Below are 15,308 nucleotides of genomic sequence, written 5' to 3'. Positions count from 1 at the left end.
ATGTTCAACAAAGGACAACTCGCTGGCTTGATGAAACAAGCCCAAGCCATGCAGGACAACCTGAAAAAAGCCCAAGACGAACTCGCATTCGTCGAGGTAGAAGGCCAAGCCGGCTCCGGCATGGTCAAGGTGCTGATGACCTGCAAGCACAACGTGCGCCGAGTGACCATCGACCCCAGCTTGCTGGCCGACGACAAGGACATGCTGGAAGACTTGGTGGCCGCCGCCTTCAACGACGCCGTGCGCATGGCCGAAGAAGTCTCGCAGCAAAAAATGGGCAAGCTCACTGCCGGTTTGCCACCGGGCATGAAGCTGCCTTTCTGACCACTTGAACATGGCCGACACCCACGCCCTTGCCACACTGGTGCAGGCCCTCAAGGGCTTGCCAGGGGTGGGTATCAAGTCGGCCCAGCGCATGGCTTTTCAGCTGCTGCAAAACGACCGGGCCACGGCCCGGCAATTGGCTTCGGCACTGGACAACGCAGTGCAAAAAATACGCCACTGTGCGTGTTGCCACACCTTCACCGAGGCCGAGCTGTGCGACACCTGCTTGGACGACACCCGTGACCGCACCCAGCTGTGCGTGATCGAAACCCCGGCCGACCAATCGGCCATCGAGCGCACGGGCACTTACCGGGGCTTGTACTTTGTGCTGATGGGCAAGCTCAGCCCGCTCGACGGTATTGGCCCGCACGACATTGGCCTGGCCAAGCTCAAGCAACGTGTAGGCGATGGCGTGTTGACCGAGGTGATCTTGGCGACCAACTTCACCGCCGAGGGTGAGGCCACCGCCCATGTGATTTCTGAAATGATCCGCCAACAAGGCTTGCGCGTGACGCGCCTGGCCCGGGGCGTTCCCGCAGGCAGCGAGCTGGAATACGTGGACTTGGGCACCATCGCCCACGCGCTGGTCGATCGGCGCTGAACGGACACCAGGGCCTGTGCGCAAAGGCACTGCGACAGGTCAGAGTGGCGGCAAGTCTGGCCACGCCATTTCCGGGACTCCGTGAAAACCCGCTTGGGAACATTCCCGATGGCAAATCCATCGCGATTGACTAAGCTCCATGCTCTAACTTCAGGAGCATCACTGGTGTCGCCAGACCATCGCACGCGTCGTTCACTTTTGTTGGCGGCCATGGGCTCGCTGACAGCGGTGTCGAGCCTGAGTGCGATACCCACTGAGTCTGCGCGGCCCTTGACCCGCATCAAGCTGGCGTTGGCCGCGAATCAAAGCCTGTATCACTTGCCTTTGACGGTGGCCGAACACCTGGGGTTCTTTCGCTTGACGGGCATACAGGTTGAATGGCTAACCCACGAATCTGGGGCTCAAGCTTTGCAAAGTGTGCTGACCGGCCAAGCCGATGTGATGGCGGGTGCGTATGAGCATTTGTTTGGTTTGCACCAAAAAGGGCAGCCGTTCATGAGCTTTGTTCAGATGTGCCGAACCCCACAAGTCAGTTTGGGCGGGAGCACGCGAGGCGGCAAGTCTTGGCAATCCTTTGCCGATCTGCGTGGTGCGCGCTTGGGCATCTCGGCGCTCGATTCCACCACCCACTGGATGGCTTGTCAGTGGCTCAGGCGCCATGGGCTTTCCACGGATGAAGTCGTGTTTGTGGAGGTCGGTTCATCAACGGGGGTGTTGGATGCATTGCGTGCCGGGAGCATCGATGCTTTGTGCAATCCCGATCCGATCATGCACTGGCTCGAGCAAAAAAATGAAATCCGTTTGCTGGGTGAAACGCGTACCCTTGCAGGCACACGCCAGGTCTTGGGTGGCGCTGTGCCGGGAGCCAGTCTTTTTGCACACGCGGACTTTTTGCAGCGCCAACCCGAACGTGTTCAAGCTTTGACGGATGCGGTGGTGCTGGCGCTGAAATGGCTGCCCTCTGCCGGGCTCACGGACATTTTGAAGACTGTGCCACCCAGCCATTGGTCCTGGGACCGCGCCGCTTATTTGGGCGCCTTTGAAAAGCTGCGTGAGTCTTATGCGGTGGATGGCCTGATTCGAGGCCCGGAGGTCAACCGTGCTTGGCAAGCCCATGCGGGTTTGAAGGGCGTCACCGCCCCGACGCGGATTTTGCCCGATCGCACATTCACCAACTTTTTCGCGAACAGCGCTCAAAATCCCCAGCGGATCAGGGTGCGCATGGGGGGCTGAGTCCCCCAAGCTTTGGGCTCAGCGCTGGGCCCTGCGTTGTGTGGACTTTGAGGCAGGTTTGGTTTTAACAGAACTTGGCTTTTTCCCTTGGCCAGCTGTCGGGGCTGTTTTGCCCAAACGCCGGGTTTCTTTGGAGGGCACCAACACCGCCAGCTTCTTGCCCGCAGTCAACTTGGCGTTGGGTTTCAGGTCGTTCCAGGTGGCCAAGTTGGCGGCGGTCACACCGTGCCGCGCCGCCAACAAGGCCAAGGTGTCGCCTTGACGTGCCGAGATGAACACCTTGCGAAGCACCACCTCAGGCGCCAGCAGCAAGTGCCCGTTGTCGGCCAGATGTTCGGCCACATTGGTTTCCTTTTGGTGTGGACGATGGACCAGCAGAGTGGAGCCCGCCTTGACCAACATGCGCGGTGGAATGCCATTGACTGTCCGCAGCTGTTCGGCAGACATGCCGACTTCTTTGGCGACGTCTTCGGCCTTCATGGTGCGGGGTGCCAACCAGGCGGTCCAAGATGACAAGCGGGTGTCCCTGTGCGACTGCAGGTTGTTTTCAAACACGGTGGCATTGTCCCAAGGCAGCAAGATTTGGGGGGTACCTGCCGCCAAAATGACCGGGCGGTTCATGGCCGGGTTGAGGGCCTTGAAGTCTTTCAAGCTGACATTGGCCAGTTTGGCGGCCATCTCCACATCGATGTCTTTGTCGATCGGGACGCTCTTGAAAAAAGGGTGGTTTTGAATCAGTGGCAAGACGGTTTTGAAAGCCTCAGGCTGGGCAATGATGTTTTTCACCGCTTGCAGCTTGGGCACATAAAACCGCGTTTCATCGGGCATGCGCAGGTCGCTGTAGGTCAAGGGCTTGCCTTGTGCCCGGTTGCGGGCCAGGGCACGGCCTACACTGCCTTCCCCCCAGTTGTAAGCCGCCAGGGCCAGATGCCAATCGCCGAACATGTTGTAGAGCTTTTGCAGGTAGTCCAGCGCAGCGCGCGTGGATTCCAGCACGTCGCGGCGCTCGTCTCGGAACAGATTTTGTTTGAGGTCGAAGTATTTGCCCGTGGCCGGCATGAACTGCCACATGCCTGCGGCTTTGGCACTGGAGACGGCTTGGGGGTTGAAGGCCGATTCGATGAAGGGAAGCAGTGCCAGCTCGGTGGGCATTTTGCGGCGTTCTAGCTCTTCAACGATGTGAAAAATATAGGGCCTTGAGCGTTCGGTCATGCGCAAAAAATAATCTGGCCGACTGGCGTACCAAACTTCGCGGTTGCGCACCAGATCGTTGTCCAAATCGGGCATGGCAAAACCCATGCGGATCCGCTCCCAAATGTCGGTTTGAGCTTGCAGACCCATCAGGGCATTGGCTTTCAGATCGACAGCGCGGTCTGATGATGGCGCAACCGAAGCCTGTGCCGATGGTGCCGAAACAGGCGCGTTAGGGACCGATGGGGCTCGATCAGCTTCGGCCGCTGTGGGTGCAGTCTGAGCGGGCGAGCGGTCTGCTGTGGGTGTGGGCGAGGTGGTCGCACACCCACTCAGGAGCACAGCCAACAACAAGCTCCCGTGGAGGCGGGAGATGCTGGCAAAAGTGAAGGAAAACAAGTTCATCGAAAAATATTTTTCCATTGGCGCAGAGCCGCAAAGGTGGACACATCGTCCAAAGCCAGAGGGTCTTGCTGGTGCACGGCAGCGGCGACAGCAGGCTCACGGCTGCGCAAGAAAGGATTGATGGCACGTTCGGTGTGCAGCGCCACCGGCAGCGTCGGCAAGTCTTGTTCGCGTTGCCGGGTGCACCACGAAAAATGAGATCGCAATGCGGCGTTGTCGGGTTCGACCGTCAGTGCGAAGCGTAGATTGGACAAGGTGTATTCGTGGGCGCAACACACCCGGGTGTCGCCCGGCAACGCGGCCAACCGGTCCAATGAGTCCAACATTTGGGCCGGTGTGCCTTCAAACAAGCGACCGCATCCCCCTGAAAACAAGGTATCACCACAAAAAAGGATCGGGTCTTGCTGGTGTGGCTGGGCCCAAAAAGCCAGGTGTCCCAAGGTGTGTCCAGGCACTTCCAGCGTGTCAAAACCCAAGCCTTGCCAATCGAAGCGGTCGCCTTGCTGAAGGCCTTGCGAGGCCACCGGCATTTTTTCCAAAGCCGGACCCAACACGCGCGCACCTGTTTGAGCCACCAAGGCCAACAAGCCACCCGTGTGGTCGGCATGGTGGTGCGTGACTAGAATCGTGTCCAATTCCACCCTTGGATGTTCTTGCATCCAAGCCAGCACAGGCGCACTGTCGCCAGGATCGACCACCAGGGCATGTCGGTCTGTGTGCAACAACCAAATGTAGTTGTCTGCGAAAGCGGGCAGGGCTATGAGTTTCATGGAGCCTTTCATTATAGAAAGCCAAGACCCCACGACCGCTTGGTTGGCCTCTTTGGGTCAGCCGGTGGCTTCACGCTTGTTGGCTTGGGAGCAAGCCCAAACCGACCAGTTGTTGGCCGACGTCTTTGGCTACCACGCGGTGCAGTTGGGCTGGCCCGAGCTGCAAGCCTTGCGCCAAAATCGCATGCCCCACCGCTGGCAAGCCTGCGCGGAGTTCGAATGGTCCAGCACAGTCCCACCTGCGGGGTTCAACCCCGATGTGTGGTTGGACAGCCGCTCTTGGCCTTGGCAGGCCGACAGCCTGGATCTGGTGGTCTTGCCCCACACGCTGGAGCGCTCGGCCGACCCGCACGCCTGTTTGCGTGAAGTCGAGCGGGTGTTGATTCCCGAGGGGCAGGTGTTGATCACGGGCCTGAATCCCATGAGTGCTTGGGGTTGGCGTCGAACGCGGGGTGGCCAACGCCGCATCTTGTCCAACCCGGCGCAGCCCCTCATCGGATACCGGCGCCTGCGCGACTGGCTGCGTTTGTTGGGGTTTGAAGTTCAAGTCAGCCGCTTTGGGGGGTGGACACCGGCATTCGCCACCGAGGCTTGGATGCAGCGATGGCTTTGGATGGAAACCGCTGGCGAGCGCTGGTGGCCCATTTTTGGTGGGGTCTACCTGTTGTTGGCCACCAAGCGCGTACCTGCTGGCCGACTTTTGCCATCCAGGGCTTGGCGCACGGTACGATCGCCCGCTGTCGCAACCGCGCCCGTTGCCCGTTCCGACAACCTGGTCAGCCGACCTTTGACCGAGAAAGACCGCATTTGACCTCCGTTGAAATTCACACCGATGGCGCCTGCAAAGGCAACCCTGGCCCAGGGGGATGGGGGGTTCGGCTCCAATCGGGCCAGCATGTTCAAGAGTTGTTTGGCGGCGAGCTGAACACCACCAACAACCGGATGGAAATGATGGCGGTCATTGAAGGCCTGTCCGCGCTCAAGCGGCCTTGCCAGGTGACGCTCTATTTAGACAGCGAGTACGTGCGCAAAGGCATCACCGAGTGGATCCACGGCTGGAAAGCGCGGGGCTGGCGCACCGCAGCCAAACAACCGGTCAAAAATGCCGATTTGTGGCAAAAACTCGACGCCGTGGTGTCGTCTTCGGGACACCGCATCGATTGGCGCTGGGTCAAAGGCCACAACGGCGATCCTGGCAATGAGCGGGCCGACGCCTTGGCCAATCAAGGCGTAGACAAAGCTTTGGGGCGCTCCAGCACGGCCTAAGTCGAGGGTCTGTTGGCGCAGCCTGGTCCCCCCAAGACCGCCCAACAACCCCCCACCAACAGTAGGGAAATTGCCTTTGCGCTGTTACATTGGCACGGTCTTGCGGCTTGCAATTTGAGAGAGATTCGAATGGCTTACAAAAAGAAATACACAGTTTTGGCAATTTTGGGCATTTCCATGGCGTCTGGAGCCGCTTGGTGGTGGCAAAACAAGGCCCCAGATGCTGAAGCTGGCAAGACAGCCACTGCGTCCGCTGCGCCGGGCGCCGGGCCTGCGGCAGGTGGTGGACCCGCACGCCCCACTTCGGTTGAGGTGGCCAAGGTCGAGAGCATGACCTTGGTGGACGAGACCCAAGCGGTGGGCAGTTTGCGTTCAAGGCAAGGGGTGATGCTGCGCCCCGAAGTCGGCGGACGCGTGAAACAAATTTTCTTCAACGATGGCCAGCGGGTGCGCAAGGGCCAGTTGATGGTGCAGTTTGACGACCAGCTGCCACAGGCCCAGCTGGCCCAAGCCCGCGCAGAGCTGTCCATCACCGAGGCCAACCACAAACGCAACCAGGATTTGGTGGCTCAAAACTTCATCAGCCAACGGTCTTTGGATGAAAGCAGTGCGGCGCTGGAGGTCTCGCGCGCCAAGCTCTCTTTGGCGCAAGCCACCTTGCAACGTTTGCAGGTGCTGGCGCCTTTTGATGGCATCACCGGCCTCAAACAAATCAACGTGGGTGATTACCTGAAAGACGGCGCGGACATGGTCAACGTCGAGGACATCGACGCCGTGTTGCTCGATTTCAGGCTGCCCGAGCGTTTTCAGGCCAAGATCCGTGCCGGTCAAAAAGCCCAGCTGACCGTTGATGCCCTGCCAGGCCGACCCTTCAGCGCCATCATTCAGGCGGTGGACCCTTTGATCGATGCCAACGGACGCTCGGTGGGCGTGCGCGGTTGCATTGACAACCGCCAGCAGCAACTGCGCCCGGGCATGTTTGCCCGCGTCAATGCGGTGTTCGGTTCGCGCGAAAACGCGCTGGTCATTCCAGAAGAAGCCATCATTCCGCAAGGGGGTCGTACTTTTGTGGTCAAGATCGTTGCAGGCGACAAGCCCGATGTCAAAGTGTCGGAACGCGTCGTGGTCAAAGTGGGCTTGCGTTTGCCCGGCAAGGTGGAAATTCTCGAAGGTTTGTCGGCAGGTGACACCGTGGTCACAGCCGGTCACCAGCGTTTGCAAAAAGATGGCACTGTGGTTCGGGTGGTTGACTTGTCTCAACCCGGTGGGGGCAGACCCGCTGGTGGTCCGCCCGGTGCAGGTGGTCCCGGTGCAGGTGGCCCCGGTGCAGGTGGCCCGGGTGCTGCGCCAGCCGCCGCGGGTGCCCAAGGCCCACGTCCAGGCGCTGGTGCTGGTGCTGGTGCCAGCCCAATGGGGCAACGCCCAGGGGGTGCTGGCAAGCCTGGTCAAGGTCCTGGCAAGAACGCCGACATGGCGGGTCCGAACCCTTGCCTGAGGGGCGCAGATGCAACTCGCTGAAGTTTCCATCCGGCGGCCTGTATTGGCCGTGGTCATGTCGATGTTGATTGTGCTGATTGGCGCGGTCAGCTTCAAAAGTCTGTCACTGCGCGAGTACCCCAAGATCGATGAGCCCACCGTCACGGTCACCACGCGGTATGTCGGCGCTTCTGCAGAAGTGGTCGAATCCCAAGTCACCAAGCCCCTCGAAGACTCGATTGCCGGCATTGACGCGGTGGACGTCATCACCTCCATCAGCCGAGCCGAACAATCGCAAATCACCGTGCGTTTTCGCCTCGAAAAAGACGCCGACACGGCAGCCGCTGAAGTGCGTGACCGCACGGCGCGTGTGCGTAACCGATTGCCTCAAACGGTGGAAGAGCCCGTCATCGCCAAAGTGGAGGCTGACGCATTCCCTGTGATCTGGTTGGCATTTTCCAGCGACACCCTGGATGCCTTGCAGATCAACGATTTGGTCAACCGTGTGGTCAAGCCGCGCTTGCAAACCGTGACGGGCGTGGCCGATGTGCGCATTTTTGGTGAGCGCAAATACGCCATGCTGGTGTCTTTGGACCATGCACGCCTGTCGTCCTACAAATTGACGCCACAAGATGTCGAGGACGCCATCCGCCGCAACAATCTGGAGCTGCCAGCGGGCCGGATCGAATCGTCCACCCGAGAATTCAGCGTTTCTGCGCAAACCGATCTGAACCGTGCAGGGCAATTCGGTGACATCGTGATCCGAAACATCAACGGGTTTTCGGTCAAGCTGCGGGATGTGGCCCAAGTTCGCGAAGGCGCGGCCAGCGACCGCAGTACCGTTCGCTTGAACGGTCAATCGGCCATCTCAGCGGGTGTCATCCGTCAAGCCACGGCCAACCCCTTGGAGTTGTCAGCGGGCGTGCGCGAGATGATTCCCAAGCTCAAGGCGGACTTGCCGGGTGACATGGTCATCAACATCGCCAACGACAACTCGGTTTTCATTGACCGGTCGATCAAAAGCGTGTTCAACACCATTGCGGAAGCGGTGGTCTTGGTGGCCTTGGTGATCTTTGTCTTTTTGCGCACCTTCCGCGCTTCGATCATCCCCATCATCACCATCCCCGTCAGTTTGATCGGCGCTTTCGCCATGATGGCTTTGGCGGGCTTCACCATCAACACCTTGACCTTGCTGGCGCTGGTTTTGGCCATTGGTTTGGTGGTGGACGACGCGATTGTGGTGCTGGAAAACATTTACCGGCACATTGAAGAAGGCCTGGACCCGTTTTCTGCCGCCATCAAGGGTGTGCGTGAAATCAGCTTTGCCGTCATTGCCATGACCATGACGCTGGCGGCTGTGTTCGCCCCTCTGGCTTTCACGCCGGGGCGCACGGGCAAGTTGTTTGGCGAGTTTGCGCTGGCCTTGGCGGGCGCTGTGATTGTTTCGGGTTTTGTGGCGCTGACCTTGGCGCCCATGCTCAGTTCCAAATTTCTCAGGCACAACCCCAACCCCGGCTGGTTCGACCGTTCGATGGAAAAGTGGCTGACGGGCCTGTCTTCGGCTTATGAGCGTTTGCTGACCCTGATTTTGAGCCGTGCGCGTTGGGTGGTGGTGTTGGTCATGCTGGCCTCGGGCATTGGCATTGGCGTGATTTACCCCACCATGAAGCAAGAGCTGTCCCCCTTGGAGGACCGAGGGACGATTTTGGCCACCATCAATGCCCCGGATGGCTCGACCCTGGAGTACACCGATCGCTACGCCAAATCGCTCGAAAAGATGGGTCAAGCGTACCCCGAGTTTGACCGCATTTTTGCCAACTTGGGCAACCCCACCGTCGGTCAAGGCACCGTGGTGTACCGCGCCGTGGACTGGGACGAACGGCAGCGCACGACGCTCGAAATCGCACGTGAGTTGGGTGCCAAGTTCAACGGCCTGCCGGGCATCAATGCGTTCCCCATCACGCCGCCCTCTTTGGGGCAGGGCTTTCGCGAACGGCCCCTCAACTTTGTGATCCAGACCTCGGACAGTTACCAGAATTTGAACGCGATCGCACGTCAGATGATGGATGAAATTGCCAAAAACCCAGGCATCCTGTCACCCGATGTGGACTTGCGTCTGAACAAACCCGAGCTGCGGGTCGAGGTGGACCGCACCAAGGCCGCTGAGTTGGGCGTGAGTGTGGATGTGGTGGCACGAACCATTGAAACCATGCTTGGGGGTCGCGTGGTCACGCGCTACAAGCGCGATGCCGAACAGTACGACGTGATTGTGCAAACCCTGCCTTCGGCCCGCAACACGCCCGATGACATCGACGTGATTCAGGTGCGGGGCCGCAACGACACCATGGTGCCCTTGTCCAGCTTGGTCAAAGTGCGCGAAAGTGTGGCCCCGCGTGAGTTGAACCATTTTGGTCAACGCCGCTCGGTGACCATCACGGCCAACTTGTCGCCGGATTACTCCTTGGGCGAGGCGCTGAACTTCATGGACACCACCGCTGCCAAGGTTCTCAAGCCGGGCTACACCACCGAGCTGAACGGCACCTCGCGCGAATTCAAAAACTCGCAAGGGGCCTTGGTCATTGTGTTTGTCTTGGCGCTGCTGTTCATCTTTTTGGTGCTGGCGGCGCAGTTTGAGAGCTTCATCGATCCCTTTGTGATCATGCTGTCGGTGCCCCTGTCCATGATCGGTGCGCTGCTGGCGCTCAAGTACACGGGTGGCTCGCTCAATGTGTATTCCCAAATCGGCCTGATCACCCTGGTGGGTTTGATCACCAAGCATGGCATTTTGATTGTGGAGTTCACCAACCAGTTGCGCGAGCAGGGCATGGTGATGCAAGCGGCTTTGATCAAGGCTTCTGCCCAGCGACTGCGGCCCATCTTGATGACCACTGGCGCCATGGTGCTCGGCGCCGTGCCGCTGGCGCTGGCCACCGGTGCGGGTGCCGAGAGCCGCACGCAAATTGGTTGGGTGATTGTGGGCGGCATGAGTTTGGGCACGCTGTTGGCCATTTTTGTGGTGCCCACCATGTATTCGTTGTTGGCCCGCAAGTCGGTGCCCGGCCCCAACAAATCGGTGGCGCACGACACGCCACACGAAGCGGCAGCGCATTGAGCGACTTTGGAGCGTGTGGTGTGAAGCCACGGCTACTTAACAAAAAAGCGGCCTGGGCCGCTTTTTTGTTGTGAGCAAGGGCACCGTTCACAGGTGCCCGTCAAACATCATCACATCGACCTCATCCCCCACAGCCACGTTGCCCTGGGCGTGGCCCAGCACGATCAGGCCGTTGGCTTGCACCATGGAGCTGAGCACACCCGAGCCCTGGTTGCCGGTGATGCTGACTTGCAACTGGCCTGCTGGGTTGGTGCTGACAACGCCACGCTGGTATTCGGTGCGGCCGGGTTTTTTGCGCAAGGCCTCGGTGCTTTTGGCCTTGAGCAGGGGCAATTGCGGTGCTTGCCAGCCCATGAGCTGCTGCAGGGCGGGGCGCACAAAGGCCGCAAAGGTCACCATCACCGCCACCGGGTTACCCGGCAAGCCAAACAGCACGGCCGAGCGATCGCCCTGCGTGATGCGGCCTACCGCCATGGGGCGGCCGGGGCGCATGGCGATGCGCCAAAACGCCACATCGCCCAGTTTTTTCATCATGGCCTTGGTGTGATCAGCTTCACCCACGCTCACGCCGCCGCTGGTGATGATGGCGTCGGCCTGCACGGCGGCATCTCTAAAAGCCTGCTCCAAAGCCGCGGGGTCGTCGCGCACCACACCCATGTCGATCAGCTCACAACCCAGCGCCTGCACCAGGCCCGCCACGGTGTAGCGGTTGCTGTCGTACACCGCGCCTTCGCGGGGCGCTTCGCCCAAGCTCAGGATTTCGTCGCCGGTTGAAAAGTAAGCCACTTTGGGTCGGCGCCAAACGGTGACTGTGGGCAGTCCCAGGCTGGCCAGCAGGCCGCAGGCAGCGGGCGTTAAACGAGTCCCGGCCGATAAGGCGGCATGGCCCGCCATCAGGTCTTCTCCCAAAAGGCGGCGGTTGTCGCCGGCTTGCAGCAAGCCTTGCGGGATGCGCACGGTGTCGCCATCCACTTGCACCAGTTCTTGGGGTGCCACGGTGTCCAAGCCTGTGGGCATGATGGCCCCGGTCATGATGCGCACGCATTCACCTGCTTGCACCGTGCCTGGCCAAGCGGCGCCAGCGAAGGCGGTGCCCACGACCTTGAAGTGCGTCACTTGTCCGGCTTGCAGTTCAGTCCCGCGCAGGGCATAGCCGTCCATGGCCGAGTTGTCATGCGGCGGCACGCTGATGGGCGAGACCACGTCTTGCGCCAGGATGCGGCCGTGGGCGTGCATCAGCGGCACGGTGTCTTGTTCGCGCACGGGCTGCACCAATTGGGCCAAAAACGCGTTGACCTGGCTGGCCGACAAGGCCTGTGGGTCATAGCCTTGCAGGCGTTCGGCGATCTGATCAATGGACAGGGCTGGGGTGGTCATGGCTGTGGCAATGGCGATGGGGCACGGCGCTGCCGTGCGGCACGTTTCAAAGGGATTCGAGTTGCTGCAATTCGGCCAGTGTGTTGGCGTTGGAAAAAGCATGCGGGCTGTCGCCAGGCAGGTCAAAGGGCACGATCGCGCAGCGGTGTTGTGCGGTCCAAGCATCAATCTTGCGGCCGCCGCTTTGGGTGAACTTGACCAGACTTTCGAGCAAATCCAGCTTGAGCAAGCAAAACACCGGTTGGGGGCGCACCGTGCCATCGGCTTCGGGGGCGGCGGCCATGGCCAGGTCGGCGTCTTGGTCTTGCAGCGCTTGCACCAAGCGCTCCACCAAATCGAGCGGAAACAGTGGCGAGTCGCAAGGCACGGTGAGCAAGAGCGGCGTTTCGCAGCGTTCCAGACCCGTGAGGAAGCCCGCCAAAGGACCCGCAAAACCGTCGATGCTGTCAGGCCAAACGGACACACCCAGCGATTCATAGGCCGCCAAGTTGCGGTTGGCGTTGATCATCACCTCTTGCAGGGGCAGGCTTTGCACCTGCAAGCGCATCAAGGTTTGCAAAGCCAAGGGCAGACCGTGGAAGTTTTGCAAACCCTTGTCGGTGCCGCCCATGCGGGAGCCGCGCCCACCTGCGAGGATGAGGCCGGTGATGCCCGGTGCGTGGTGGTTCATGGCGTTCAGCCTCCGATGTAGCTCATTTCCACCCGGCGGCCGGGGCCGTTGGCGGTGTCGGGGCCGCGCAGGCTGCGCAGCACCGAATATTGGTCAGTCCGTCCGCGCCAGATGGCGTCCACCGTGGCGGCCAGCGTGTGGTCGCTTTGCGCCGGGTCGCGCAACAACTGCCGCAAGTCATAGCCTTGGCTGGCAAACAGGCACAGGTACAGGCGGCCTTCGGTGGACAGGCGGGCGCGGTTGCAGTCGCCGCAAAACGCTTGGGTCACGCTGCTGATCACGCCGATCTCGCCCAGCGACGGGTCATGCTCGCCTTGGGCGTTGGCATAACCCCAGCGCTCGGCGGTCTCGCCGGGGGCAGCCGGGTCCAGTTGCACCAGCGGCAGCTCGGCATGCAGCCGGCGCACCACTTCGGCGCTGGGCAACACCTCGTCCATGCACCAGCCGTTGGTCGCGCCCACGTCCATGTATTCGATGAAGCGCAGCACGATGCCCGTGCCCCGGAAATGCCGGGCCATGGCCAAAATTTCGTGCTCGTTGGTGCCACGCTTGACCACCATGTTCACTTTGATGGGCCCCAGGCCCGCCGCTTGTGCAGCCTCGATCCCGTCCAGCACATCGGCCACCGGAAAGTCCACATCGTTCATCTGCCGGAAAACGGCGTCGTCCAGCCCGTCCAGGCTCACGGTCACGCGTTGCAGCCCGGCGTCTTTCAGGCTTTGCGCCTTGCGCGCCAGCAGCGAACCGTTGGTGGTCAGCGTCAAATCCAGCGGCTGGCCGTCGGGAGTGCGCAGCGCGGCCAGTTGCTCGATCAGGATTTCGATGTTCTTGCGCAGCAGTGGTTCACCGCCCGTCAGGCGAATTTTGCGCACGCCCCGGCCCACGAAAACGGTGGCAATGCGCGTGATTTCTTCAAAGCTCAGCAGGTGGCTGTGCGGCAAGTAGGCATAGTCTTTGTCAAAGACTTCTTTGGGCATGCAGTAACTGCACCTGAAGTTGCAACGGTCGGTCACGCTGATGCGCAAATCGGTCAGCGGGCGGCGCAACCCGTCCAGCGGCAAGTTGCTCAAGTCTTGGCCCGCCAAGACTGTGGGCAAAGGCAAGCTGGGATGGCGCTGGTCAACCAGCGGAATAACGCGTTCAGACATAGCCAGCGATTGTGCCCGAGCTGTCTCTCCCATGAGGCAGCATGGTCAAGGGTGGTTATGGGGGCTCAGCCGCACATCAACCGTGCGCAATCGCCACCGTTTTGAGGGTGGTGAAGCCCAGCAGCGCTTCCAGGCCCTTTTCGCGGCCATAACCCGAAGACTTGACACCCCCAAAGGGCAGCTCTACCCCGCCGGCTGCGCCGTAGTTGTTGATGAACACTTGGCCGCTGCGCACACGCTTGGCCATGCGGAACTGCCGCCCGCCGTCGCGCGTCCAGATGCCCGCCACCAGCCCGAACTCGGTGGCATTGGCCAATTCGACGGCGTGGTCCTCGTCTTTGAAGGCCATGGCCGACAGCACCGGGCCAAAGACTTCTTCTTGCGCCAAGCGGTGCATCACCGGCACATCGCGCAGCAAAGTGGGGGCCTGGTAAAAACCGCCCGCAGGCACGCCCGCCGCAATTTGCCCTTGGGCCACGGTGGCGATGCCGTCGGCGCGGGCCTGGTCCAAAAAGCCGGTGACCCGCTCCAACTGGCTGGCGCGGATCAAAGGTCCCAGGTCCAGATTCATGGCGGCAGAGCCCACTTGCAGGCGGCCAAAAGCTTCTCCCAGGCGCTTGAGCATTGGCTCGTAAATGCCTTGCTGTATCAAGACGCGTGAGCCCGCGCTGCAGGTCTGGCCAGCGTTTTGCACGATGGCGTTGACCACCACCGGAATGGCCGCGTCCAGGTCGGCATCGTCAAAAATGATCTGCGGACTTTTGCCACCCAGCTCCAGCGTGACCGGGCAATGCCGCTCGGCGGCCACTTGCTGGATCAATGTCCCGACGCGGGGGCTGCCCGTGAAGCTGATGTGGTCAATGCCGGGGTGGCGGGCCAGGGCGTCGCCCACCTCGTGGCCGTAGCCGGTGACGATGTTGATGGCCCCCGGCGGAAACCCCACCTCGGCCGCCAGCTGCGCCACGCGGATCAGGCTCAGGCAGGCGTCTTCGGCGGGTTTGACCACGCAGGCGTTGCCAGCAGCCAGAGCACCACCCACGCTGCGCCCAAAAATTTGCATCGGGTAGTTCCAAGGGATCACATGGCCCGTCACACCATGCGGCTCGCGCCAAGTCAGCACGCTGTAGCCGTTTTGATAGGGCAGGGTCTCGCCGTGCAGCTTGTCGCAGGCCCCGGCATAAAACTCGAAATACCGCGCCAGCGCCACGGCATCGGCGGCCGCCTGGCGGGTGGGCTTGCCGCAGTCGCGTTGCTCCAGGCTGGCCAGCTCCGTGGCATGTTCGGTCACTTTGCGCGACAAGGCCATCAGCAAACGACCGCGTTCCACGCCCGTGAGCCGACCCCACGGTCCGTTGAAAGCAGACCGTGCAGCTTGAACCGCTTGGTCGATGTCGACCGCCTGGCTGCGCGGGATTTGATCAAACACCTGCCCGTCAGACGGATCGATCACGTCGAGGGTCTGCCCGGCCAGGGCGGGCGTCGATTGGTTGGCAATGAAGTTGTGTTGCATGCCGCCATTGTCGGCCGTGGGGCTGCCTTGGAAATCACGCAAGAGACAGGTGATGGGTTGGCCCCGCTCGGCGGGCCATGGGCGCACGCCAGGGTGGGCCGAGTTGGCGGCCGCGCTGGGGGCCGCGCTGTGGGCTGGGCCAAAACACCTTGGATTTCGAAAGCCCGGTGAAAGTAAAATCGGGGTTAATCCCTAGGATTGACGATTTTTCTTCACTTTTTAAAG

Annotated in this window: 13 protein-coding genes; 7 read left to right on the top strand and 6 right to left on the bottom strand. The window is 61.0% G+C overall.

Annotated elements, in window-relative coordinates; genetic code table 11:
- From B472_RS03360 to B472_RS03350, 3 genes are all read left to right on the top strand, one after another.
- Window positions 1-324 (top strand): YbaB/EbfC family nucleoid-associated protein, encoded by a 324-nt coding sequence (locus B472_RS03360; RefSeq protein ID WP_026039198.1) that lies wholly within the window; start codon window positions 1-3, stop codon window positions 322-324.
- Window positions 325-334: 10 nt separating this feature from the next.
- Complete coding sequence (recR, locus tag B472_RS03355) at window positions 335-925, top strand: recombination mediator RecR (protein WP_019425338.1); 591 nt, start codon at window positions 335-337, stop codon at window positions 923-925.
- Window positions 926-1,090: 165 nt separating this feature from the next.
- Window positions 1,091-2,158, top strand: a complete 1,068-nt coding sequence (locus tag B472_RS03350; protein WP_238147372.1) for an ABC transporter substrate-binding protein — start codon at window positions 1,091-1,093, stop codon at window positions 2,156-2,158.
- 18 nt (window positions 2,159-2,176) lie between these two features.
- On the opposite strand, the gene B472_RS03345 is transcribed toward B472_RS03350, so the two are convergent.
- Complete coding sequence (locus B472_RS03345) at window positions 2,177-3,754, bottom strand: transglycosylase SLT domain-containing protein (RefSeq protein WP_019425336.1); 1,578 nt, start codon at window positions 3,752-3,754, stop codon at window positions 2,177-2,179.
- Window positions 3,751-4,524, bottom strand: a complete 774-nt coding sequence (gene gloB / locus B472_RS03340; RefSeq protein ID WP_026039196.1) for a hydroxyacylglutathione hydrolase — start codon at window positions 4,522-4,524, stop codon at window positions 3,751-3,753. Before gloB ends, B472_RS03345 begins: the two co-directional genes overlap by 4 nt.
- Between gloB and B472_RS03335 the strand changes: the two genes are divergently transcribed.
- The 4 genes from B472_RS03335 to B472_RS03320 all read left to right on the top strand — a co-directional run bounded on the left by B472_RS03335 (window position 4,523) and on the right by B472_RS03320 (window position 10,378).
- On the top strand, window positions 4,523-5,335 hold the full coding sequence (locus B472_RS03335; RefSeq protein ID WP_019425334.1) for a class I SAM-dependent methyltransferase: 813 nt from the start codon (window positions 4,523-4,525) through the stop codon (window positions 5,333-5,335). The genes gloB and B472_RS03335 overlap by 2 nt on opposite strands.
- Window positions 5,332-5,790, top strand: a complete 459-nt coding sequence (rnhA, locus tag B472_RS03330; protein ID WP_019425333.1) for a ribonuclease HI — start codon at window positions 5,332-5,334, stop codon at window positions 5,788-5,790. The genes B472_RS03335 and rnhA overlap by 4 nt, the downstream gene beginning before the upstream one ends.
- A gap of 129 nt (window positions 5,791-5,919) precedes the next feature.
- Window positions 5,920-7,308: an efflux RND transporter periplasmic adaptor subunit gene (locus B472_RS03325; RefSeq protein WP_019425332.1), complete on the top strand. Its 1,389-nt coding sequence runs from the start codon at window positions 5,920-5,922 to the stop codon at window positions 7,306-7,308.
- On the top strand, window positions 7,295-10,378 hold the full coding sequence (locus B472_RS03320; RefSeq protein WP_019425331.1) for an efflux RND transporter permease subunit: 3,084 nt from the start codon (window positions 7,295-7,297) through the stop codon (window positions 10,376-10,378). Before B472_RS03325 ends, B472_RS03320 begins: the two co-directional genes overlap by 14 nt.
- Window positions 10,379-10,465: 87 nt before the next feature.
- Here the strand turns inward: B472_RS03320 and glp are convergent, their stop codons facing one another.
- From glp to B472_RS03300, 4 genes are all read right to left on the bottom strand, one after another.
- Window positions 10,466-11,755 (bottom strand): gephyrin-like molybdotransferase Glp, encoded by a 1,290-nt coding sequence (gene glp / locus B472_RS03315; protein WP_019425330.1) that lies wholly within the window; start codon window positions 11,753-11,755, stop codon window positions 10,466-10,468.
- Window positions 11,756-11,801: 46 nt separating this feature from the next.
- Window positions 11,802-12,425 carry a molybdenum cofactor guanylyltransferase MobA gene (gene mobA, locus B472_RS03310; RefSeq protein WP_019425329.1) on the bottom strand — a complete coding sequence of 208 codons (624 nt, stop codon included), beginning with the start codon at window positions 12,423-12,425 and terminating at the stop codon, window positions 11,802-11,804.
- Between the two features lie 5 nt (window positions 12,426-12,430).
- Window positions 12,431-13,573, bottom strand: coding sequence for a GTP 3',8-cyclase MoaA (gene moaA / locus B472_RS03305; protein ID WP_019425328.1), 1,143 nt, complete (start codon window positions 13,571-13,573; stop codon window positions 12,431-12,433).
- Between the two features lie 76 nt (window positions 13,574-13,649).
- Entirely contained in the window at window positions 13,650-15,083 is a 1,434-nt protein-coding gene (locus B472_RS03300) for an aldehyde dehydrogenase family protein (protein ID WP_019425327.1), read from the bottom strand.
- Window positions 15,084-15,308 lie beyond the last annotated feature (225 nt).

The organism is Limnohabitans sp. Rim28 (assembly GCF_000293865.2).
Classification (GTDB): Bacteria; Pseudomonadota; Gammaproteobacteria; order Burkholderiales; family Burkholderiaceae_C; genus Limnohabitans_A.
This window is presented reverse-complemented; position numbering and strand designations above follow the sequence as displayed.

What these genes read in the sequence shown, in the direction of transcription:
- B472_RS03300 (WP_019425327.1), bottom strand. Translation starts at nt 15,083, where the DNA reads ATGCAACACAACTTCATTGCCAACCAATCGACGCCCGCCCTGGCCGGG.
- moaA (WP_019425328.1), bottom strand. Translation starts at nt 13,573, where the DNA reads ATGTCTGAACGCGTTATTCCGCTGGTTGACCAGCGCCATCCCAGCTTG.
- B472_RS03345 (WP_019425336.1), bottom strand. Translation starts at nt 3,754, where the DNA reads ATGAACTTGTTTTCCTTCACTTTTGCCAGCATCTCCCGCCTCCACGGG.
- B472_RS03325 (WP_019425332.1), top strand. Translation starts at nt 5,920, where the DNA reads ATGGCTTACAAAAAGAAATACACAGTTTTGGCAATTTTGGGCATTTCC.
- recR (WP_019425338.1), top strand. Translation starts at nt 335, where the DNA reads ATGGCCGACACCCACGCCCTTGCCACACTGGTGCAGGCCCTCAAGGGC.
- B472_RS03360 (WP_026039198.1), top strand. Translation starts at nt 1, where the DNA reads ATGTTCAACAAAGGACAACTCGCTGGCTTGATGAAACAAGCCCAAGCC.
- B472_RS03335 (WP_019425334.1), top strand. Translation starts at nt 4,523, where the DNA reads ATGGAGCCTTTCATTATAGAAAGCCAAGACCCCACGACCGCTTGGTTG.
- B472_RS03320 (WP_019425331.1), top strand. Translation starts at nt 7,295, where the DNA reads ATGCAACTCGCTGAAGTTTCCATCCGGCGGCCTGTATTGGCCGTGGTC.
- gloB (WP_026039196.1), bottom strand. Translation starts at nt 4,524, where the DNA reads ATGAAACTCATAGCCCTGCCCGCTTTCGCAGACAACTACATTTGGTTG.
- glp (WP_019425330.1), bottom strand. Translation starts at nt 11,755, where the DNA reads ATGACCACCCCAGCCCTGTCCATTGATCAGATCGCCGAACGCCTGCAA.
- mobA (WP_019425329.1), bottom strand. Translation starts at nt 12,425, where the DNA reads ATGAACCACCACGCACCGGGCATCACCGGCCTCATCCTCGCAGGTGGG.